The sequence below is a fragment of the Paraliobacillus ryukyuensis genome, assembly GCF_003315295.1.
Taxonomy (GTDB): Bacteria; Bacillota; Bacilli; order Bacillales; family Amphibacillaceae; genus Paraliobacillus; species Paraliobacillus ryukyuensis.
Window position 1 is genome coordinate 320,865 of the sequence record NZ_QNRI01000001.1, and the last position, 23,367, is coordinate 344,231.

General features: G+C 34.8%; 19 protein-coding genes and 2 riboswitches. Of the genes, 8 read left to right on the top strand and 11 right to left on the bottom strand.

Going from position 1 to position 23,367, the window contains the following annotated elements; genetic code table 11:
- Positions 1-13: 13 nt before the first annotated feature.
- A complete protein-coding gene (locus tag DES48_RS01815; protein WP_113866361.1) occupies positions 14-379 on the bottom strand; it encodes an ArsR/SmtB family transcription factor in 366 nt (121 codons plus the stop codon).
- A 907-nt stretch (positions 380-1,286) separates the two neighbouring features.
- Here DES48_RS01815 and DES48_RS01820 point away from each other — a divergent pair.
- Entirely contained in the window at positions 1,287-1,829 is a 543-nt protein-coding gene (locus tag DES48_RS01820) for a site-specific integrase (RefSeq protein ID WP_113866807.1), read from the top strand.
- A 96-nt stretch (positions 1,830-1,925) separates the two neighbouring features.
- Positions 1,926-2,549 carry a LysE family transporter gene (locus tag DES48_RS01825; protein ID WP_113866364.1) on the top strand — a complete coding sequence of 208 codons (624 nt, stop codon included), beginning with the start codon at positions 1,926-1,928 and terminating at the stop codon, positions 2,547-2,549.
- Here the strand turns inward: DES48_RS01825 and DES48_RS01830 are convergent.
- The gene (locus DES48_RS01830) at positions 2,546-3,844 is read right to left on the bottom strand and encodes an amino acid permease (protein ID WP_245911255.1); all 1,299 of its coding nucleotides are present in this window, start codon (positions 3,842-3,844) and stop codon (positions 2,546-2,548) included. The genes DES48_RS01825 and DES48_RS01830 overlap by 4 nt on opposite strands.
- Before the next feature lie 136 nt (positions 3,845-3,980).
- On the opposite strand from DES48_RS01830, the gene DES48_RS01835 reads away from it, so the two are divergent.
- Positions 3,981-4,817: a manganese catalase gene (locus DES48_RS01835; protein WP_113866368.1), complete on the top strand. Its 837-nt coding sequence runs from the start codon at positions 3,981-3,983 to the stop codon at positions 4,815-4,817.
- Between the two features lie 148 nt (positions 4,818-4,965).
- Positions 4,966-6,099 (top strand): zinc-dependent alcohol dehydrogenase, encoded by a 1,134-nt coding sequence (locus tag DES48_RS01840; RefSeq protein ID WP_113866809.1) that lies wholly within the window; start codon positions 4,966-4,968, stop codon positions 6,097-6,099.
- A 51-nt stretch (positions 6,100-6,150) separates the two neighbouring features.
- On the opposite strand, the gene tenA is transcribed toward DES48_RS01840, so the two are convergent.
- The 8 genes from tenA to DES48_RS01880 all read right to left on the bottom strand — a co-directional run bounded on the left by tenA (position 6,151) and on the right by DES48_RS01880 (position 18,513).
- A complete protein-coding gene (tenA, locus tag DES48_RS01845; protein ID WP_113866811.1) occupies positions 6,151-6,822 on the bottom strand; it encodes a thiaminase II in 672 nt (223 codons plus the stop codon).
- A 73-nt stretch (positions 6,823-6,895) separates the two neighbouring features.
- Positions 6,896-7,002, bottom strand: a riboswitch (TPP riboswitch).
- Between the two features lie 51 nt (positions 7,003-7,053).
- A complete protein-coding gene (gene cydC / locus DES48_RS01850) occupies positions 7,054-8,769 on the bottom strand; it encodes a thiol reductant ABC exporter subunit CydC (protein ID WP_113866370.1) in 1,716 nt (571 codons plus the stop codon).
- Positions 8,769-10,499, bottom strand: a complete 1,731-nt coding sequence (gene cydD, locus DES48_RS01855; RefSeq protein WP_113866372.1) for a thiol reductant ABC exporter subunit CydD — start codon at positions 10,497-10,499, stop codon at positions 8,769-8,771. The genes cydC and cydD overlap by 1 nt, the downstream gene beginning before the upstream one ends.
- Before the next feature lie 24 nt (positions 10,500-10,523).
- Positions 10,524-11,537: a cytochrome d ubiquinol oxidase subunit II gene (locus tag DES48_RS01860; RefSeq protein ID WP_179123875.1), complete on the bottom strand. Its 1,014-nt coding sequence runs from the start codon at positions 11,535-11,537 to the stop codon at positions 10,524-10,526.
- Positions 11,537-12,889, bottom strand: coding sequence for a cytochrome ubiquinol oxidase subunit I (locus tag DES48_RS01865; protein ID WP_245911256.1), 1,353 nt, complete (start codon positions 12,887-12,889; stop codon positions 11,537-11,539). Before DES48_RS01865 ends, DES48_RS01860 begins: the two co-directional genes overlap by 1 nt.
- A 277-nt stretch (positions 12,890-13,166) precedes the next feature.
- Positions 13,167-15,050: a molecular chaperone HtpG gene (gene htpG, locus DES48_RS01870; RefSeq protein ID WP_079709609.1), complete on the bottom strand. Its 1,884-nt coding sequence runs from the start codon at positions 15,048-15,050 to the stop codon at positions 13,167-13,169.
- Between the two features lie 131 nt (positions 15,051-15,181).
- Positions 15,182-15,565, bottom strand: coding sequence for an IDEAL domain-containing protein (locus DES48_RS01875; protein WP_113866376.1), 384 nt, complete (start codon positions 15,563-15,565; stop codon positions 15,182-15,184).
- A 188-nt stretch (positions 15,566-15,753) separates the two neighbouring features.
- Entirely contained in the window at positions 15,754-18,513 is a 2,760-nt protein-coding gene (locus tag DES48_RS01880; RefSeq protein ID WP_170126146.1) for an EAL domain-containing protein, read from the bottom strand.
- A 414-nt stretch (positions 18,514-18,927) separates the two neighbouring features.
- A riboswitch (Lysine riboswitch) is annotated at positions 18,928-19,108 on the top strand.
- Positions 19,109-19,247: 139 nt separating this feature from the next.
- Between DES48_RS01880 and dapA the strand changes: the two genes are divergently transcribed.
- A complete protein-coding gene (gene dapA / locus DES48_RS01885; protein ID WP_113866379.1) occupies positions 19,248-20,138 on the top strand; it encodes a 4-hydroxy-tetrahydrodipicolinate synthase in 891 nt (296 codons plus the stop codon).
- Between the two features lie 137 nt (positions 20,139-20,275).
- Here dapA and DES48_RS01890 read toward each other — a convergent pair whose 3' ends face one another.
- Positions 20,276-21,130 carry a CvfB family protein gene (locus DES48_RS01890; protein WP_113866381.1) on the bottom strand — a complete coding sequence of 285 codons (855 nt, stop codon included), beginning with the start codon at positions 21,128-21,130 and terminating at the stop codon, positions 20,276-20,278.
- 138 nt (positions 21,131-21,268) lie between these two features.
- On the opposite strand from DES48_RS01890, the gene DES48_RS01895 reads away from it, so the two are divergent.
- From DES48_RS01895 to DES48_RS01905, 3 genes are all read left to right on the top strand, one after another.
- Positions 21,269-21,712 carry a YaiI/YqxD family protein gene (locus DES48_RS01895; RefSeq protein WP_113866383.1) on the top strand — a complete coding sequence of 148 codons (444 nt, stop codon included), beginning with the start codon at positions 21,269-21,271 and terminating at the stop codon, positions 21,710-21,712.
- A 108-nt stretch (positions 21,713-21,820) separates the two neighbouring features.
- Positions 21,821-22,591, top strand: a complete 771-nt coding sequence (locus tag DES48_RS01900; RefSeq protein WP_113866385.1) for an ABC transporter ATP-binding protein — start codon at positions 21,821-21,823, stop codon at positions 22,589-22,591.
- A 1-nt stretch (position 22,592) separates the two neighbouring features.
- Positions 22,593-23,345, top strand: a complete 753-nt coding sequence (locus tag DES48_RS01905) for an ABC transporter permease (protein ID WP_113866387.1) — start codon at positions 22,593-22,595, stop codon at positions 23,343-23,345.
- Positions 23,346-23,367 lie beyond the last annotated feature (22 nt).

The following is a 23,367-nucleotide window of genomic DNA, read 5'->3' on the forward strand; positions in this document are numbered from 1 at the left end:
AACGTGTTCTCCTTTAAACTGATACTTTGTTTTGTTCAAAAACCATTTTCATCACTAGTTCAACCATGATGTTATCCTCTAATGTATAATAAACTGTCTTTCCTTCTTTTCTTGTCGTTGTAATACCAGCTTTCTTTAGTGTTCGTAAGTGATGAGAAGTAGAAGCTACACTACATGAAATAATATTCGCCATATCACAGACACAAAGTTCTTCTTCAATGGTTAGAGCACATACAATGTGAACTCTTGTAGCATCTGCCACTGCCTTCAGCATTTTAGCGACATCCATTGTATTTTGATCTTTCATCCGTTCTCTGACACGATCTACTTTGTCTTTATGAAGACAGGTGAACTCGAACCGATTTGTATCAACTATCATCTAAAAAACCTCGTTTATTAAAAAGTTTGTTTGAATATATTATAAAGAAATTAAACCTTATATTCAAATATTTATTTGAATATAAATGATAAAAAACCCGACTTCTGTCAGCTTCAACTAAATGAATTCATATATTACGAATGTTGCTTGTTTTGTCGCTTTTTTCTAATACTTAGTTGAATAAAGAATGATAGGCTAATCAGCAAATAAAGACAACTCCAAAAATTTTGCTCGAACACAAGTGTATAAAGGAAAATAATTGTTGCAATTGTCATGATGATTATTCCAGCTATCTCTAACTTAGAAAATTCCCTACTTTCTAATTGAAAATTCGCATATTTAATATACGAACTCTACCATTCTTCTACTGCCTTTAGAAGCGGTCTCACTTTTTACCAACGTCTTTTATATTATAAATTTTTAGTTGCTCCCGTTCAAAAATGATAGTAAAATATGTAATGAAACATAATAGATATTATGTTTCATTGTGAAAACATATGAAAGCTTGTTGATTCGAGAACTAATTAAAAAATTATGTAATAGTATAATTATGGAATGAAACATATTGAATATAATCATTCATCCTTTTTATTACATATATTCTAATTATACAACAATCCTCTGTTACGCAGAGGGGGATTCTAAGCAAATTATCTTTTTTGTGACGAGTGAGTATTCGTTCGATGCGTGATATTATGTGTGGGATGGATTGGAGGAATTACTGATGGAAAAGACAGAATATACAACGAATGTTTTCTTAACGGAAGGAGAATATATGTATCTTCTATCAAAGTACGGTACCTACGAATTAAATCTCAAGATGGAAGAATTAAGTCGTTCAAAACAAAATGATAAAAAGCGACGTTACCGTATTAAGTCTGATTATCATGCACTTATTAGTAAGGGAATGCAAACAGTCCAACCGATACGCGATAAGTTTTTAATTGAAGCAATGAAACAGGAATTATGGAAACACTCCTATCGAAACTATTTTTTGTTTGTGATGGGCATTAATACGGGGCTTCGAATTAGTGATCTACTTCCTTTACGAGTAACGGATGTTCGGGATCAAACACATATCGTTATCAGAGAAACAAAAACGAGAAAAAATAAGCGTTTCTTAATAAATTTAGAACTTAGAAACATAATTGTGGATTACACAAAACATATGTCACTGGATGATTATTTATTTGCTTCCCATAAAACGGATTTTCCAATCAAACGTGTGCAAGCTTATAAAATTTTAAATAAAGCAGCCAACAATGTTGGAATCCCTGATTTTGGTACACATAGTTTGCGAAAGACTTTTGGTTTTTGGCATTATACAATGCACAAAAACGTAGCTTTATTGCAAGACATTTTTAACCACTCTTCTCCAGATATCACTTTACGCTATATTGGTATTAATCAAGATATCGTCGATAAAAGTTTGGAACATTTCAGTTTATAAAAAGATGTATTTTATCCCAACTTTTTTGAGCATATCCCTTCTTTTCATAGAATATATTTGTACAAGCTATGTTCTATATAGAAGGGAGTCATCTTCATGGTTTTGTTAAGTTATGTCCTGTTAGGATTATCACTAGCAGCTCCAATCGGTCCAATTAATGCCGCTCAAATGAGTCAAGGGATTAAAAATGGATTTATGCATGCTTGGTTTATTGGTCTTGGTTCGATTTTAGCTGAATGCTTGTTTATCATTGCGGTCTTTTTTGGGGTGGTTCATTTATTAGAATCCTCATTTGTACGTGTATTTCTATGGTCATTTGGTTCATTCGTTTTAGCATATACTGCTATAGAAAGCTTAACCAATTTAGCCTCTCTTTCACCATCTGATACTCGGACGAATAAGGATTCATTAGTCAAAACGTTTTGGAGTGGTTTTATTCTTTCGTTAACTAATCCTTTGTCCATTTTATTTTGGTTGGGGATTTATGGTTCCATCTTAGCAAACTCTTTACATAAATACGACTTAGCACAAGTGATTTATTATGGTGCAGCGATACTTGCTGGATTAATGTTATGGGATATTTTTATGGCTACTCTATCCAGTGGTTTCCGTTATTTTTTAAAGCCAATTTTTTTGCAGATGATAACCGTTTTATCTGCGGTCTGTTTGCTTGGTTTTGCGGGATATTTTGGCTATCATGCATTTCAATTATTGTTTTAATGTACCTGCTTTTTTTGGACAATGATCGTCACGACACTAATGACTGTCAGAAAGACACCGCTAATTAATAATCCAATTCTACCTATAGCATCAAATAAAGTTCCTAGCACACCTACTGCTAACAGTAAGACACCTATGCGTTGCTTCCATTTTGCTATCACTGTTAACTTACTTAATTTACTGTACGTAAACAAAATGAAAATCCAAATATAAATTAACATTAAGCTTGCTGCAGTGGTAATGTATTCATATACCTTATCTGGTATCAAAAATGCGATTACAATGGATAGAACTAAGCCGCTGGTTGTTAAGGCTACCGCATAATACGGTACGTTCCTTTTCCCTTTTTTTGAAAATAGTTTTGGTGCATCGCCATCTTCTGATAAATTAGTTAAAATAGTGGTAATCCCGTATAAAGAAGCAACCATGGTTGAAAATCCACCAATGATTAAAATGCCGTTAAAAATATGCGTAATAATAGTTAGATCCAGTTTTTCTAAAAGTAGTAAAAACGGACTTTTATCGCCATTGAATGCTTTTATTGGTAGTAACCAAACACACAAGCCTATCGAAATAATATAAATACAGCTTAATAACCCAAGCATCACTTTTCCTGACTTTGGTGCGTCTTTTGGTTCTTTCAGTTCATTCGCCATAATTCCCATTACTTCAATCCCGCCATAGGCATAAAGCACATAGATAAACGCTGTCCAAATCCCGATTGTTCCTTTTGGTAATAGCTTGTCTTTGGTAAATGTTAACCAGGACGTGTCTCCCTGGATAACGCCAAAAATTACTAAAAACCCAATAATAATAAACATAATTATAGCCGCTATTTTCATCATTCCAAAGATATTTTCTACTTTCTCAAAACCAGAAACACCTAACAAGATTACTGCAACCCCTAAAGAGCCAAAGATGACAGATAACACCCATATCGGCATAGAGGGAAACCAAAACTGGGCAAAAATAGAGATAGCGGTGAGTTGGCTACCCATAATGAGCATTTCTGAAGACCAGTATACCCAGCCATTACTGAAACCCGCCCATGAACCAAAAGCATTTTTGGCATATGTCCGAAACGAACCTTCTTGCGGATCGTTAGCTGTTAGGATCGATAATGCATCATATACGATATATGTTGCTATAGCCCCCATTAAAAATAAAGCAACAACAGCAGGCCCCCCCTGTTGAATCGCAATAGCTGATCCAAGAAAAAAACCTGTCCCAATCGTACATCCGACCCCTATTAAAGCTAATTGCCACCAAGCCAAATTTTTCTCTTTGTCAGTCAATGCCAATCCCCTCCTATTTTCACAAGTAGTATAGCCTATCACGCTTAATTTATGATGCCTACCATCAAATAAAGTTGACATTAAACAGTTATTTAATCTCATACATATTAAAGGATGACGTTAAAGGAGGGGTTCTATGTTTTATCATGTAAAAGAATTACAATATGAAGCAAAAGTTAGCAGACCAGATCCTGTATTTGCTAAAAAACTGCAAGAAGTATTAGGTGGACAATGGGGTGAAATGTCCGTAATGATGCAATATTTATTTCAAGGATTTAACTGTCGGGGCAATAAAAAGTATCGTGATTTGCTATTTGATATCGGTACAGAAGAAATTGCGCATATTGAAATTTTAGCGACATTAATAGCACGTCTTTTAGATGGAACACCAATGGAAAGTCAATTGGAGGCATTTAATTATGATCCCGCGTTAGCTGCTGTACTAGGTGGAATGAACCCCCAACACGCGATTGTTTCAGGATTAGGTGCAATGCCGGCTGATAGTGTTGGTAACCGATGGTCAGCTGACTACATCGTTGCCAGTGGAAATTTACTGGCTGACTTTCGTGCAAATTTAACCGCAGAATCACAAGGACGTCTTCAAGTCAGTCGCTTATACGAAATCTCAGACGACCCTTTAGTCAAAGATACGTTGAGTTTTCTCATTGCAAGAGATACTGCCCATCAAAATCAATGGATTGCCGCGATTCGTGAATTAGAAAATAAAGCACAAGATGTTGTTGTTCCGACAAATTTTCCAAAAGAGTTGCAAAAACAAGAAGTAGCTTATGATTTTTACAATACTTCGCAAGGGCAATCGGATGCAAACGGGCCTTGGGCGCAAGGAACAGCACCGGATGGACGAGGACAATTCCGTTATATAGAACAACCTTTCCCTTATGGCCCTGTTCCTAAACTTCCGCTAGCACCAGCTACCGTTTTTAACACACCACCAAAACCTTTAACAAGATAGTTAAAAAAGCAAGAAACTATTTTTCAAGGTTTCTTCCTTTTTAATGTGTCATTTTGACGCCTAGAACTCTATTATTACGAATAAAACTACTGATTATTCTCATACTACTTTTAAATTGATTACATAAAGGGAGATGATACTCGAAATGATGCATGCTGTAACTTATGAAGGAAAAAATCAAGTCGCTGTTAATAAAGTAGAAGAACCATTCCTTGAAGATGCGCAAGATATTATTATACGTGTGACATCTACAGCAATTTGTGGTTCTGATCTACATCTCTATCAAGGGAATTTCCCGTTACCCAAAGGCTATATTATTGGTCATGAACCAATGGGGATAGTAGAAGAAGTTGGCAAATCAGTAAGACGATTCAAAAAGGGAGATCGTGTGGTAATACCATTCACTGTATCATGTGGTAGCTGTTTTTATTGTAACCATCATATGGAAAGCCAATGTGACAACGTCAATCCTCATTACGATTCTGGTGGTTACTTTGGCTACTCAGAAAAATTCGGGAACTATCCAGGTGGACAAGCAGAATATTTACGTGTGCCATTTGCGGACGCAACTGCTTTTCTTATTCCACCGGATTGTGAAATGGAGGATCCTACCCTCTTGTTTTTGTCTGACGTACTCCCTACTGCTTATTGGAGCGTAAAAAATGCAGGAGTAAAACCGGGAGATACTGTCATTGTACTAGGTTGTGGGCCAATTGGATTGATGACACAACAATTTGCTTGGCAAGCAGGTGCAGACCGAGTCATAGCTATTGATCACATTGATTATCGATTGACTCAAGCCAAAAAGTTTAACCAAACAGAAGTATTTGATTTTACAAAACATGATGATATGGGCGAGTTTTTAAAAGAAACTACCAAAGGTGGTGCAGATGTTGTAATCGACTGTGTAGGTATGGATGGTAAAAAATCACCTTTAGAATTTGTTGAGCAAAAATTGAAACTACAAGGAGGAACCTTAGGACCTATACAGATTGCGACGAAAGCAATTAAAAAATGTGGTACCTTCCAGATTACTGGTGTCTATGGTGGCAACTACAATTTATTTCCTTTGGGTGCTTTCTTTGCTCGAAATATTCAAATTAAAACCGGACAAGCACATGCAAGAACCTATATGCAACCTCTCTATCAACAAATTAAAGAAGGAAAAATTGATCCAACCTGTATCATTACGCATGAACTACCATTAGCTAAAGCTGATTATGGTTATCAAATTTTTAATAATAAACAAGATGAGTGCATAAAAGTTATTCTTAAACCGTAAGACAGTAAACAAGACTTGAACATATCAAGTCTTGTTTTTAAAAGTGCTTCTTTAGATTATATCACCTGGCCATTGTTCTAAATGATAAGCCATATCCCAAAACATATACTCGTATTGCACACTAATAACAAAATGATTTTTCATTCGCTCACGTTCAGCTGGCGTAACGGTCTCTGCAATTTCATTTAGGTGATTGATTTGCTCTTTCACTAAATTTTTGAACCACTCAGACCCATAGGCATTAAGCCATTCTTGGTAAATAGGTTCTTCTGGCTGTTTGTCCTTTAAAGCCTCCCCAACATCATGGTAAATCCAGTAGCATGGAAGGATAGCTGCAATAATATCACCAAGGTGTCCTTGGTAAGCAGCTTGATATAAGTGCGATGTATAGGCATAGGCTGTTGGCGCTGGTTGAAACACGCGCTGATCTTGCTCGGTAATGTTTAATAATTTACTAAACGTTTCGTGTAAACTAAGTTCTGCTTCATACGTACCTTGTGCATGTACATTCATTTTTTTGGTCGTAGCTAAATCAGATGCTTTTGCTGCTCCAAGTGATTGTACTTTAGCAAAATGTGTTAGATAATAAGCATCTTGCATGATATAAAACTTAAAATTTTCAAGTGGTAAAGTGCCCTCGCCTATTTCCTTCACAAATGGATGTTGAATACTCGCTTGCCAGACAGGTTCAATTTCTTGTTGAATTTGATCTGAAAATAACATATTGTTTACTCTCTCCCTTTTTATACAAATAAAAACCACTTTTCTCACCAACGCAGGTAGAAAAGTGGTTACACGTAACCCTTTTTCACTTCCCTACGCTAGTGTAAACTAGATCAGGTTCAAAGGGTCTTGAAGGTGCACTTCAATCTCAGTTTTCTTAAAACACCCCTAGTGGTTTGAATTTGCAATTATTTTGTCTCCATCATAACATGTCTACTAATTATGTCAAATTTATCCTAACATTGATTGTTCTAATTGTTTCATTTCATATAAATAGCCCTTACGTTTCATTAATTCATCATATCTTCCGCTTTCGATGATTTTTCCATACTCCATCACGATGATTTGGTCCATTTTCTCTAATCCATTAATTCGATGACTAACGAGTAATAATGTGTCATCTTGGGCTAACGTTTCAATATGATCAAGAATGACTTGTTCTGTTTTCGCGTCTAACGAAGATGTTGGTTCATCTAGGATCCAGAGCTTCCCGCTTTTTAACATGGCCCGTGCAATAGCTAGACGTTGTTTTTCCCCTCCAGACAGATTTTCCCCTCGTTCAGCAACATGTCCTTCTAATGAAAAATGATCTAACAGCACACGTTTTAACATATCTTCTAACAATCGATCACTAGCATTTTCGTCTGCGATTAACAAGTTTTCTCTAATTGTTCCATAAAAAAAGTGGTTTTCTTGTAATACAACTCGTGTTTGCTCCCAAATTGATGTTGCCCGAATCATTGTATAGTTTTGCTCATTCCAGAATAAATCCCCTTTTTCAGCAAATTGCAATTTAATCAATAATTGTAGCAAGGTTGATTTACCAGAACCACTTGCGCCAACAATCGCAGTTTTACTTCCTCGTGGAATTGTTATTGAAATGTCTGATAGCGTCTTTCGCCAATCGCCATGATAACTGAATGCAACATGATTCATCCTTAGATAAGGTGCACTATCTGTACTTAATGCTGCATTTCCTTGATCAAGTGAAACATCATGGTCATTGACGACTTCATCTAAACGTGTCACAGCTGTTTGGCTTTCTTGATAATAAATAGGAAATACACCCATCGGAGCAATTGGTTCAAATACTGTTAACGAAATCATCACTAACATCGCAAGAAAAATACCTTCCAGATCCCCAATTGCTACTAGATAAGCTCCCACTGCTAGCACTAACCAACTTGTCATAAAAGTGACAAAGCCAGTAAATGATTGATTGAATGCTTTGTTGATATTTTCATGGTTCTGTGTTTGACTATAGTTATTCGCTTGTGAAAGTAGAGCTTGTCTTTTATTATCTACTTGTTGAAATAATTTCAATTCTTTAAAACCAAACATAAATTCCGTAACTTCCGTCGATAACTTTCCTCGTTCTGCGCTTACTTGCTGTTTAATGTTTAGTTGTTTTAATGAAAACAAGAACGGGATAAGTAAAGTTGTTATTAAATATCCAACGAATAATATCACAGCAACTGCCCATGAATAAAACGTTGTAAAGAAAATTGTGCTTACAAATACCAATACTAAAACAATTGGCGGATAAAACACGCGTAAAAAGAAGTTTTGTAAACTTTCCACATCGCCAACCACTCTTCCTAATAAATCGCCACTACGATATTTACGAAAAATTTGTGGTACTAATGGTTCTAGCTTCTCAAAGAATTCTACTCGTAAATTACTTAAGATAGTAAACGTTGCTCGGTGAGAGACTAGCCTTTCTGCATATTTCGCGCTAGCTTTAATAAAACCAAGTAATTTCACGGTTGAAGTTAATACGATTAGTGCATACAAGGGTGGTACTAATGCTGCTTTAGAAATAAGATAACCACTAGCCGCAAATAATCCAACACTAGAAATGCCAGCGATAAAACCAAAGATAACAGCAGAGATAATATCTTTTTTTTCAACCCATAATACCTTAATTAGTTGTTTCATTGGAGTCATCAAGCGGTACCTCCTTGCTGAATGGTTACCATTTCTCGATAAGCTGGTAGGGCAGCATAAAGTTCATCATGCGTGCCATTACCTGTTATTCGCCCCTCTTGCAAAAAGACAATTTTATCGGCGTCTTTGATCGTATGCAAACGATGGGCTATCGTAATCACTGTGCCGAATGTTTGCAACTCTTTCGTTGATTGCTGTAATATCCGCTCTGTTTGAAGATCTAATCCTCTCGTGGGCTCATCTAATAGGACGACATTTGGCTGCTTAATAAAAGCACGCGCAATCGCAACGCGTTGTTTTTCTCCGCTCGATAATCCTCGCCCTCCTTCACCAATATAGGTTTGATAGGTTTCGGGTAAAGAGTCAATTAATGTTGCAATTCCCGCTTTTCTTGCGGCATCCTTAACATCCTCATCTGTTATTGATTCACTAGCCCCGATCGCGATATTTTCTCTAATTGTGCCAGCAAATATATAAGGATCTTGTGAAATATAACTAACTTGGTTCAGCCAACTAGCCTCCGTATATGTTAACAACGACTCTCCATTAATCGTTAGCTGTCCCTGCTCGGGACTGATCATACCCGCAAACAAATTTAATAAAGTTGATTTACCTGCTCCACTTGGTCCAACAATAGCAATTTTTTCATTTGGGTGACAAATAAATGAAATATCTTCTAATGCAAAACGATCTGCACCATATCGAAATGTAACATTTTCTAAAACAATGGTCGGCACTTGATCCGAATTTTCAAAGACTTGATTGCCCCATTTAACTGGTACAACACTTGTTTCGAACGATTCAAAGACTTTTTTGGCAGCACCCATACTACTACGACCATTATGAAAAGTTGTTCCTAATTCTTTTAGAGCGGTGTAAAATTCCGGAACTAATATCAATACAAAAAAAGCAGTAAAGAAAGTGATCCCATTATACAACACTAATTGAAAGGCGATTTCTAAAGCGACAATCCCGATACTCAACATGGAAATTACTTCAAGCATAAATGATTGTGTAAAGGCTATTTTTAATATATCCATCGTTGTATCACGAAAACCAAGACTGCTTCTCTCAATCTCTTTCTTTTTTTGATCCGTGCGATTAAATAATTTCAATGTAACTAGCCCTTTTAACGTATCTAAAAATGTACCAGAAAACGCGGCCATTTTGTCCAATTTTTCTTCTGATTTCTTTTGCGTTTGTATCCCAATTACAATCATATAAATCGGAATAAATGGTGCAGTAACCATTAGAATAATGCCCGAGTTCATATGCTGTGTAAAAATAATAATTAGTGTCAATAAAGGAACAAAAGCACTTTGCATTACTTGTGGAATAAATTGGCTATAAAAACTATCCATTTCATCGACGCCATCAAGTAACAAACTCACTTTCTCACCTGTTTGACCACGATTTTCCATGCTAGTAATTTCATTACGATATTTATTTAACAATCTAACGCGTGTTTGTTTTTTTACGTGACTTGCGATAGATATGCCAATTTTTTTACTAAGATAATCGGCTGTAGCGCGAATCAAAAGTGCACCAAATAAAATGATGAGCCATTTAACAATAGACAAAAATGATACATCATCTATATAGATACCATTCACTACATATGTAATTGCTAAAGCTTGAATGATAATGGACGTTCCTAACAACAACGTTAGGAACGCCAGCATGATTAAACGTAACTTATGCATTTGTAAAGATTGTTTAATTTGATTCATCGTCGATCGATCCTTTATAAAAGGTTATTTTTTTCCTTTTGCATAATCCGCATTAAATAAGAATAAACGCATCAATAAAATAAGTGATGGAACAAGTAATAATAACCCACCAATAAATGCAATGATTAAAGCAATTGCCATCGCGTCTGAAGTCACACTATCATGCACGCTAACATAAGGATCAAGTAAATATGGATACTTCGCAACACCGTAACCGAAAAATGCAAAGAAAAATTGTAACATAATGGCGATAAACGCAACACCATAGTACTTACCGATATATAGTAAGCCCATACCAATGGCAAAGAATGCTATTGATAAACCAAACACCCACCACAAATCAAGCATATTATCAAAATGACGCTCGTTTCGTTGACTTAATGCAATCATCGTTGTTAAGGCCATAATTATCGTTGGTGTTGCCCAAAATAATGCCCATTTTCTTACTAAATTAAGTGCATCGATATCTTTTGCTCTAGAAGCATAATAAGTTAAAAAGCTTGCACTAATGAATAGTAAAGCGGTGATTGCTAGTCCAACAATACTCCATGACAACGGGCTTGTGAATAGTTCAAGATAGTTAAGAGATACAACTCCGTTTGCTTCAGTAATAAATCCGCCTTCCGAAATCGTCAAAGCAGTCGATAAAGAGGCAGGAATCAATAATCCAGTCGCTCCATATAAAAACATGTATACGTTATTTTGCTTTGATCCATAATTTTCGAAAGCATAGAAAGAACCTCTTATCGCCAACAAAATAATTGCAAAACTTGCTGGAACAAGCAAAGCTGAACCAAAGTAATAAGCACTTTTTGGGAAGAACCCAACAATACCAACAAAAAAGAACACTAAGAATACGTTCGTTACTTCCCAAACAGGAGAAAGATAACGAGATATAATTTGATTAATAATATGGTCTCGTTTTGTTACTTTTGCATAATAAGCAAAAAATCCAGCACCAAAATCAATTGAAGCAACAATTAAATAACCGTAAAGAAACAACCATAAAACGGAGATTCCAATAAGCTCGTAACTCATTATTTATCCGCTCCTTCCTCAAATACAGGAGTATTTTTCTCTAATTCCAATTCAGCGGGATTATCTTTAAACAGTTTACGCAATGTAATCACACATAGTGTTCCTAACACGACATACAATAGTAAGAATAAGAAGAACATATGTGTAATATAAGGTGAGCTAGTAGCCGCTTCTTCGACAGTCATATAGCCACGCAAAATCCACGGCTGTCTACCCTCTTCTGCATAGATCCAACCAAATTCAACTGCAAGCATAGCTAAAGGACCACTTAATACCATTAGCCATAGAAATAACTTATTGTTTGCGTTCCATTTTTTAATAATTGAAAACAATAAATAAATAAACGAAATACCTACTAAAAACATCCCGATCGACACCATTAAATCAAACATATAGTGTATCCATAGAGGTGGTCGTTCATTTTCAGGGGTAGCTTCTAAACCAGTAACTTCAGCCATAAAGTTACCATGAGCAAGGAAGCTTAAAAATCCTGGTAATCGTATTTCTCCTACGACCTCATTGTCTTCGTTTAACCAACCAAAAAGTATTAGGTCAGCATTCTTTTCCGTTTCAAAATGCCACTCAGCTGCAGCTAATTTTTCTGGCTGATGTTCAGCTAAAAATTTTGCAGATGCATCCCCAGCAACAGCCGTAACAATAGAAAATACAAACATAGAAATAACCGTCAACTTCAATGCTTTTTTATGGTATTGTTGTGCACCTTTTTTGCGTAATAAAGCAAATGCAGCAATTGTTGCAAGGATAGCTGCAACTGTCACATAAGAACCACCTAACACGTGAGCTACTCGTGTTGGGGTGGACGGATTTAACATAGCTGCTATTGGATTAACCGCAGCAAATTCGCCATTTTCCATCATGAATCCATCTGGCGTATTCATAAAAGAGTTTACTGTTGTAATAAATAAAGCTGAGATACCTGCACCAATCAGTACTGGAATAGAAAACAGCCAATGAATGTATGGATTCTTAAAGCGATTCCACGTATATAAATAAATTCCAAGAAAGATTGCTTCAAAGAAGAATGCAAATACTTCCATAAATAATGGTAGGGCAATCACGTTACCAGCCAACTGCATGAAATTTGGCCAAACAAGTGACAATTGTAACCCAATAGCAGTCCCTGTCACAACACCAATTGCAACTGTAATAACAAAACCACGTGCCCATCGTTTGGCAAGTAGTATGTAATGGTCGTCTCTTTTCTTAATCCCTATAAATTCCGCTATGGAAATAAATAATGGCACACCTACGCCTAAGGTAGCAAAAATAATATGAAATCCTAACGTCATCGCTGTAATTAAACGACTCATAATAACTGTATCAAATTCCACAAAAATCCCTCTCTTTCGCATGTGAAAATATTCACTATATAATTATAACATTTATAACTTTTAAATAATTTCCGTTCTTACATTTTAAACTTTATGGTTTGTAAAGTTGTGAATGATTTATGACTATTCCGTGACACTTTTTTGAATTACAATAATGAACTCCTTTTCCTATTTCCCTTTTTGTCTTTGTTAAACTAAGTATTAAAAAAAGACACCACATTTTATAATGTGTGCCTCTTTTCAAACATTAAACAATTATTATTAAACTTATATATAATTAAGAAGATATAGCCTTCCAAATATCATTTGTGAATACGACAGGATCTTCAACCGATAATCCTTCAATCAAAAGCGCTTGATTATACAAGATATTCGTCAATAAATCTGTCCGATCATGGTGATTGGAATCAAATGATGTTTGTAATAATTGAAAAACATCATGATTTGGGTTTACTTCTAAGATCTTATCTGCTTTTATTTGTTGATTGTTAGGCATCATATTTAACACCTTTTCCATTTCGATTGAAATATCACCATCATTGCTTAAACAAACCGGATGTGATTTAAGGCGTTTGGAAATTCGAACATCTTTGACCTTATCTTCTAAAACTGTTTTCATATAGGCTAATAATGCTTGATTTTCTTTCACTTCATCTTCAGTATCTGACTGTTCTTCTGATTCAAATCCTAGGTCCCCACTGGCGACTGACTTAAATTCTTTTTCTTGGTAATTTGCTAACATTTTAACTGCAAATTCATCAACATCGTCTGTCAAATACAAGACCTCATAACCTTTATCTAATACAAATTCAGTCTGAGGTAATCGTTCAATTCGATCATTAGTTTCCCCTGTTGCATAGTAGATATAGGCTTGATCTGCTTCCATACGATCAACGTATTCAGCAAGTGTTACTAGCTTTTTCTCTTTGGAAGAATAGAAAAGTAGTAAGTCTTGAAGAACATTTTTGTTTTGACCAAAATCACTATAGACACCGTATTTCAACTGGCGTCCAAATGATTCAAAGAACGCTTCATACTTTTCACGATCATTCTTTAACAATTTTTGCAATTCGCTTTTTACTTTTCGATTAATATTTTTTGCAATTAGTTTTAATTGACGATCATGTTGTAGCATTTCTCGAGAGATATTTAGAGAAAGATCTTCTGAGTCAACTAAACCTTTCACAAAACTAAAGTAATCCGGAAGTAAATCTGCACATTTATTCATGATAAGCACACCATTTGAATAAAGTTCTAAGCCTTTTTCGTATTCTGCAGAATAATAATTGTATGGCATAGATTCCGGGATATACAGAATAGCATCGTAACGGATATTCCCATCCACACTTAAATGAATATGTTGTAGTGGTTGATCATAACCATAATGTTTTTCCTTGTAGAATTGATGGTAATCTGCCTCTGTTAATTCGCTTTTATTTTTCTTCCAGATTGGTATCATACTGTTAACCGTTTTTTCTTCCATTACCTCAGTTGGTTCTTCCCCATCTTCTTGTGGCTGCTGGGAGACAATGTCCATTTTGATTGGGTAACGAATAAAATCAGAGTATTTTTTAATCATTGATTTTAATTGATTCGTTTCTAGAAATTGATCGAAATCGTCTTCTTCATTTTCACTTTCTTTAATGGTTAAAGTGATCTCAGTACCTACGTTTGTTTTATTGGAAGGTTCGATTGTATATCCTTCTGCTCCTTCAGATACCCACACGTAAGCTTGGTCACTATCAATCGACTTGGTGCGAACGGTCACTTTGTCTGCTACCATAAATGCTGCATAAAAGCCTACACCAAATTGTCCGATAATATCATGTCCATCTTTTAATTCATTATCTTTTTTAAAAGCCAGTGATCCGCTTTTTGCGATTACCCCTAAATGATCAACTAGTTCTTCTTTGGTCATCCCAATCCCAGTGTCTTCAATCGTTAATTCTCTTTTTTCCTTATTAGGGGTTATCTTTATGTAATAATCATCAGGATGAAATGTAAGATTATCATTTGTTAAAGCCTTATAATATAACTTATCAATTGCATCGCTTGCATTCGAAATTAGTTCTCGTAAAAACACTTCTCGCTGAGAATAAATCGAATTAATCATCATTTCTAACAAGCGTTTTGATTCTGCTTCAAACTGTTTGGTTGTCATTTGTTGTTTTCTCCTCTCCTCATTTATCAGATTAGCACTTTAACAAGCTTTGTGCTAATGTCAACTATATATCATGATTTTGATATTCTGTCAACAAAAAACCTACCTTCTTTGTAAAGGTAGGTTTTTCGTTATGAATGATGATCTGTATGTTGTGTCTTATGTTTAGGTAAGGTATGAAAATTTCCTTTTTTCTTGTGTTTTTTTAAATATTGAAGTTGGTTTAGAAGTTCATTGAACCATTCCTGATCACGTGTCTCAAGAGCAAAATCAATTAATTGCTTCAGTTGAATTTCTGTTTTTAAGAGATTATTATCCAAACGGTTGATTTTCGATTGATTAATTTGAATACTATGCCCCATTAACATTTTATTGTCACTTGCTACGACTCGTAATTGAATGACATTATGATCTAATGCATTTTTTTCAACAAATCCATGAATCAGTTCGCCTCTACTTGATTTCGCGCTTACCCAATCACCAACTTGAACAGATGTGTTATGATTCGTTCCCATGCATTGGCACCACCTTTATTATTTAACCCTATTTATAATTTTTACACTTACGACTAATTCATACTTATATTTCATTAACTTGAGAAATGAAACCATTTATTAAGCGAAAAGTATTTATTAACCAAAAATTATAAATTGTTATTTTATATTGTATGGACTAAGGCGATACATGTCAATTTAAATGCCTACTATTCTTTATTTTGCAAGATAAATTCAGTAAATTGAGTAACTGTTAACGGTTGACTAAATAGAAATCCTTGAACATATTGGCAATATTGATTTCTAATATATGCCAATTGATCTTGTGTTTCAATCCCTTCCGCTACAACGGATAAACGTAATTTTTTTGCTAAATCAAACATGGTCTTCAATACCACATCCTCAGTTTGATCATACAGGATATCATCAAGAAAAGAGCGGTCAATTTTTAATGTATCAATTGGTAATTCTTTTAGGACATTTAGAGAAGAGTAGCCTGTGCCAAAGTCATCGATCGCAATCAGCACGCCAAGTTGTTGAAGCTCTGCAATAAATGCTACTACTTGTTCCTGGTTTTGAATAATGGAGCTTTCCGTAATCTCTAATTGTAAGGAACTTGGATCAATGTTTGTTTCTTCAATTATTTGTTTTATTTTATTGACTAACGCGCGGTCCATTAATTGTACTGGAGACAAATTAACAGATAAATGCATATTGCTGAAGCATCTTTCTTGCCAATCTTTTAATTGATGACAAGCAGTTCGTAACACCCACTCCCCAATATGATGTATTAGACCTGTTTCTTCAGCGATTGGAATAAACTCTGAAGGGGAAATTAACCCAAGTTGATGATGCTCCCATCTTAACAAACATTCCGCCCCCATTATTTTTCCACTTTGCGCATGCATGATAGGTTGATAATTCAGGAAAAATTCATGCTTGTCACAAGCTTGATATAAATCCATTTCCAACCGTAGTTTAGCTGATACATCTGTTTCCATGTCCTCGGTGTAAAATCGAAACGTGTTTTTCCCTTGTTGCTTAGACTGATACATGGCAATATCAGCAAACTTTGTTAAGCTCTTCATTTCAGTCGCGTGATCTCGATAGATGCTTATGCCAATACTAGCTGTTGTGATAAACTTATTCTCTTCAAAGTAATACGGTTTAGCGATTTTGACTAATACTTCTTTTGCTAAATCTGCAACTTCTTGTCTTCCCTCTATATTCGGAAAAAGAATGATAAACTCATCTCCACCAAATCGAAACACAGTGGCAGATTTCAGTAAAATATTCTGCAATCGACTAGCCACAGTTTGAAGTAATGTGTCTCCTGCCTCATGACCAAAAGTATCATTAATATACTTAAATCGGTCTAAATCTAAAAATAGTAAAGCAAATTTTTTATTCTTCTTCTCAGATTGCTCAATGATTTGTCTTAATTTATCTTTATACATGTAACGATTCGGTATACCAGTTAAATCATCATAGTATGCTTGACGTTTAATCAATGCTTCTTTTTCTTTTTGCTCCGTAATATCAGTAATTACGCAGAGCAGTTGCGTTTGTTCACCATCATCTCCCAAGATGGGCACTTTTCCTACATGAAACCAATGTTTGTTTCCTTTATCATCAAATAGAAAATCCTCTATTTCGTGCACCTGATTACTTCTAATAATTTTTCTGTTTAGATCTAAATAATAAAGTGCTTCTTCATGATTTGGATTAAATTCTATTTCTTTTTTTCCTAAAATTTCTTCTGGCGTTTTTCCAAATAAATCAGCATATACTTTATTTACTAATGTAAATTCGCCTTCCCAATTCATGGTGTAAATGCCGTTCGGATTGTGGTTAATTATTCGATTTAAAAAGTTTTTCTGTTGTTTCAATTGATCTGTCTTATGCTTGATATCTCCTCGATAGTTGTCTAATTTATTGGCCATTACATTAAACTTAGCATTTATTGAACCGATGGTAGACTTGTTATCAATGTCTCGAATACGATGATTATAGTGTCCGTCACTAATCTCTTCAATTGCTTTAAATAGTTTATTAAGAGGGCGTAATTGTTGCTGTACAGAAATAGTGACAATAATAAATAACAATATAGATAAAATGATGAAAATAGGTATTAAAATTTTATTTAATTGATAGGATAACGCAGTAATATCAGATGATGGAAGTACCATCACAATACGCCAATCAAATTTTGGAATAGACTGTTGCGAACTATAAAAATGATCATAAGTTGAAATATCCAGTTTTTGCGTCTTAGTTGCATCATTCGCAATAATTTGTTCTTCTAGTTGGTTTATAAATTCTATTTCATGTTGATTTAAATTATTGTATCTGAATAATACGTCATCGTCAGACAAGATCGCTGTATAACTATCTTCAACAAAGTCAAGTGATTGAAAGATAGATTGAAAAGACTCGTTATTGATATCTAAAAACAAATGTACCCATCGCTGCTCTTCTGTATTACCACCTACTAATTTAGAGTACTGGATATATTGATTATCTCTTTGATCCGAGGAATGTTTCATCATTAACTTGTCATCTATTGTATCCAAATCATCTGTAAGTTTATTGAAATTAATATCTAACTTGTTAATATAGGAGGCAATTTGGTGACCATCCGAATCAGTAACTACAATACCATCTACAATAGAACCGTATGTTGTAAGATCTTCTATCGTAGATTGAAGTGAATTAATCTCCATATCTGAATTTATGTTTCTTGCTATAAATCTAGTTATACTTTCAATATCGGAAGTTTTTTGTGTAATTTGGGTTTCTAGACGATCGGTTACATTATCCATTCGTTCTTGATAATGATTTGTAAGGTATTGAACAAGTAGTTTATGGGAAGAAAACATTAAAAGCATAAATAAACAAAAAATGATAATACCGTTTATACTAACAATTTGCCAAAATTTTTTTGAGCGCCAAAAATTAAATTTTTTCAACGTATCACGCTCCATTAATTAAGTTTTCTAAGCTTAAACATAATTTTCCTGAAAATAGTTTAATCTTTTTGTGGTAAAACTGATAAAGTGCTTTATATTCAATGAATTTTCTAAACTATTTGTGCTACACTAGCATATATGACGAAAAAACATAATACAATGAATTTCGACATTTTTTGCTATGTTGGCATTTACTATATACTAACTATTCATTATTCAGCTATAAAAAGGGATTTCTATTTATTTTATCGGCATAAGCCTTTCAAAAATAAGCATATGCTGAATGTAATTTTCAGAAATAAATACCATTCTGATAAATTGTTCTCTTTTACAAATATTTTTACTTTATTGACATAAAATCTGACTATTTGATATAGTAAACTTAATATTAAGTTTACTTCAATCTAACATTGAAGTGAGTATAGAGGTGCATTGACCAAGAGTAGGCTACAAGAAGATGATGAGAACTAAAGATTGTAGTTGAAAGGGGAATTTGCCGAAGTGAATATTGGCTTATCACTTTATTCACTGGTGCTGTATTGAATAAATACAGTACTGTCATATAGCAATTGCTATATGGAGGGCTATCTCACGCGTCATTTTATTGTTTTTACATGATGCAGCGGGCGTCCTATCCCCGCTGCTTTTTGTTGTTTATTATGATGAGATGCCCTCTATTCGATCTATCTAGTTGAATAGATCATGCTTTAAATATTTGAATAGAGGTGAAAGTCATGCAATTCGGACGACTATTAACTGCAATGGTAACCCCATTTGACAACAAAGGAAATATTGATTTTGGTAAAACAGATCAATTAATTAATCATCTATTATTAAATGGAACAGAAGGCATTGTGATCACAGGAACTACAGGAGAATCACCTACATTATCAAACGAAGAAAAACTTTCTTTCATACGCTATGTGGTACAATATGTTAACGGCAGAATCCCAGTCATCGCTGGCACAGGCTCTAATAACACTCGGGCGTCTATTATATTAACTAAACAAGCGGAAACCATTGGAGTAGATGGTGTAATGTTAGTGACCCCTTACTATAACAAACCCTCTCAGGAAGGAATGTTTCAACATTTTAGTGCAATTGCTAAGGAAACAACCTTGCCGATTATGTTATATAACATTCCTGGTAGAAGTGTTGTAGGTATGACTACAGATATCATTGTTCGTCTAGCCAATAACTTTGATAATATTGTTGCAATTAAAGAAGCAAGCGGCGATTTAGATGCCATGACAGCAATCATTCACGATACGGATGATTCATTCCAGTTATATAGTGGTGATGATTCACTAACTTTACCAATTTTATCGATTGGTGGTACAGGTGTCATTTCTGCTTCTTCTCATATTATCGGTCGAGAAATGCAAGACATGATAACTAGCCATATAAATGGTCATCCTGCACAAGCAGCAGCTATCCACCAACAAATACTGCCGTTAATGAAGGCCTTATTTATGGCTCCTAATCCGACAGCCATTAAAGAAGCCCTGGCTTTGATTGGTCTAAATGTTGGAAGTGTACGTTTACCTTTGATTGCATTATCAGAAGAACAACGCGAGGAATTAGCCAAGACGATAGCCTGTTCTAAAAAAGCACAGGTTAGTTAAAAAAGGAAGAGGCTGGGGCATAACAAAATTAGAAGAACCAGAATCTGACCAACGTGAATGAAGTGTTATGTTTGCACACTATCTTATTCAGATTTTTCTTCTTCAGTTACTCTTTTCCCAAGCCTCTTCCTTTTTCTTTAATCCAATAGTACCGTTTTATTTTCTTGTTGTTTAACCTTGTTTTCTTTCATTAATTTTCCTAACGCGCGTTTAAATGCAGCTTTGCTTATTTTAAATGTATCATATATTGTAGTTGGATCTGTTTTATCATTAAAAGGCATTTCTCCATGATGGTCCTGAAGATAGGCTAATATCGTGTCAGCATCCGTTCTTCTTGCTTCTTTTTTCCGAGGACGTAACGAAACATTTATGGTACCATCCTCTTTAACGGCGATTACTCTTCCATTGACCCATTGTCCTAATCGCGGTTCATGTTTACGTTCTGTATGATGGATAAACCCTCTGTAACCTTGATCTGAGATCATCACTGCTCCTTCTCGATCTGTTCGAAAAATTCTTCCTTCAATCGATTGATCAAGCAAATTTTCTGGTGCAATATCCCATGTCCCTTCAAAATCAGATTCGGATACAGGTTTTGCTAATAACCTACCTTTTTTATCATGTTCTAATGTAACATATAATTGATCCTCTACTTCAGGCCAAACACTGGTATAAACCGGTAGATCATCTTTAGAAACTAAGATATCAACGGCAATACCTATATCAACAAATACACCTAAACTAGGAACAATTCTAGTAACATCAGCCCAATCAAATACATCTAATTGAACATCAGGCAACCTTGTAGTACCATACCATTGATCATTATCTAAATAGACAAAGACTTGGTAGTTTTGATTTAATTCCAATGCATCATTATTTTCTTTATTAACATACACATTTGCTAATGCTGTATTAGAAAGTACATAATAGTCTTTGATTTCGTTCTTTACTTGTAATGAAACAATATTTCCAGCAAGTGATTTCTTCAAATTTTAGCCTTCTTTCTATTCTCTATTCTAATAAATTATTATAACCGAAGTCATACGTTGATAAAATAGTAAAGGGAATAATATCATTCGATTCATTAATATAATTAATAAAATAAACATAAAGGTTGGTAAAATAACATGAAAATTTATGTAGATGCAGATGCTTGTCCAGTAAAAGATATTGTAATTGAAGAAGCACATGAAAAAAATATACCCGTATTGTTAGTGAAAAGCTATGCTCATTTTTCTACACAAGAAGACCCAGCTGGTGTAACTTCTATTTATGTAGACGCTGATCGAGAAGCCGTAGATTATCGGATTCTTTCTTTGGTAGCAAAAGATGACGTAGTAATTACACAAGATTATGGACTTGCTTCATTAGCATTAGAAAAACAAGCAAAAGTTTTACACCACAAAGGATTCTTGTATTCTAATAAGAATATTGATTACTTGTTAGAAGTGCGTTATCAAAATGCACAGGCTAGACGTCAAAAGCAAAAAATCAAGGGCCCAAAGCGGTTAACACAGGAAGATAAAGATCTTTTTCGAGCTAAACTTCGTGATACCTTAACTAATTATTGATAAATTCTTAAAATTTGGTTGACAGGAACTAGGTAACTAAGGTAAGTTTGTTTTAATTCCGATTAATTTAATAAGAATAATGATATTAATGAATAAGGTGTGACAATAATGTTTCTTACTATACAACAACTTAATAAACAATTTTCGGATCAAAACGGTCAAGTTAGCACTATTTTGAAAGATATCAATTTATCTGTCAACGAAGGAGAGTTCATTTCCATTTTAGGGCCATCTGGTTGCGGGAAATCTACATTACTCTCGATTATCGCTGGCTTAACATCTGCTACTGAAGGAAAAATTAAAGTCGAAGGAACACCTATCTCCTCACCAGGAAAAGACCGCGGAATGGTATTTCAAGAACCAGCTTTATTCCCTTGGTTATCAGTTAAAGAAAACGTGATGTTTCCTTTAAAAAGCGATGGATCCAAAATAGATGCTGAAGAAAAAGCAACAAATTATTTGAAAATGGTACAATTGTCAAATTATCTTGATCATTATCCGCATGAAATATCCGGTGGAATGCAGCAACGTGTAGCTATTGCGCGTGCGTTAGCGATGGACCCTAGATTATTATTGATGGATGAGCCATTTGGTGCATTAGATGAACAAACTCGCACAAGATTGCATACGCAATTAGAAAACATTTGGAGAGATACAAAGAAAACTATCTTATTTGTAACACATAGCATTACTGAATCTATTAAGTTATCAGATCGCATTATTGTCATGGGCACACGACCTGGTACCATATTAGCCGATATCAAAGTGACCATTTCACGACCACGAGAAGATCATAAAGAAAAAATGTTTGAACTGGAAGAAGAAATTATGACCTATCTTAAAAAAGAAATCGATAAAGTAATTGCTGAGGAGAATTGATATGAATCCACTACTAAAACGAATTCTTTTCTTTGTTATCTTAATCGGTTTTTGGAGCTTTGGTTCTGCAGTAAATTTATGGTCTGAAGTGTTGTTCCCTTCCCCTCTCAGTGTAATTAATTCTTTAGTAGCAGGCATAACAGATATGACACTGATCTATGATTTAATTGCTAGTTTTCGCAGGTTGGCAATCGGTCTAAGTATCGCGCTAATTATTGGAACAGCAATTGGGGTATTAATAGCGAAATCAAAAACAGCAGATGATACGATTGGTGCCATGCTATTGGCATTACAAAGCGTGCCTAGTATTGTCTGGCTACCATTAGCAATAATGTGGTTTGGCCTTAATGAAAAAGCAGTTATTTTTATCGTTATCCTTGGTGGTACATTTGTGATGGCCTTAAATATTCGAACTGGCATTAAAAATGTGTCCCCATTATTTATTAAAGCAGCACGAACCATGGGATCTTCAGGCTTTGACTTATTTCTACGAGTCATCTTCCCTGCTTCTATTCCACACGTCGTAACAGGAACACGCTTAGCTTGGGCCTTTTCTTGGCGAGCGTTGATGGCTGGAGAATTACTTAGTACTGGGCCTGGATTAGGTTATACACTGCGCTATGCTTCTGATTTCGGTGATATGAGTTTAGTCATTGGTGTCATGATTATCATTGGTGTTATTGGTGCTATTGTCGATCAACTAATTTTCCAACGTATTGAAAAGAATGTAGCAAGACGTTGGGGCTTATCATAAAAAACCCTAAGGAGGAAAGTGA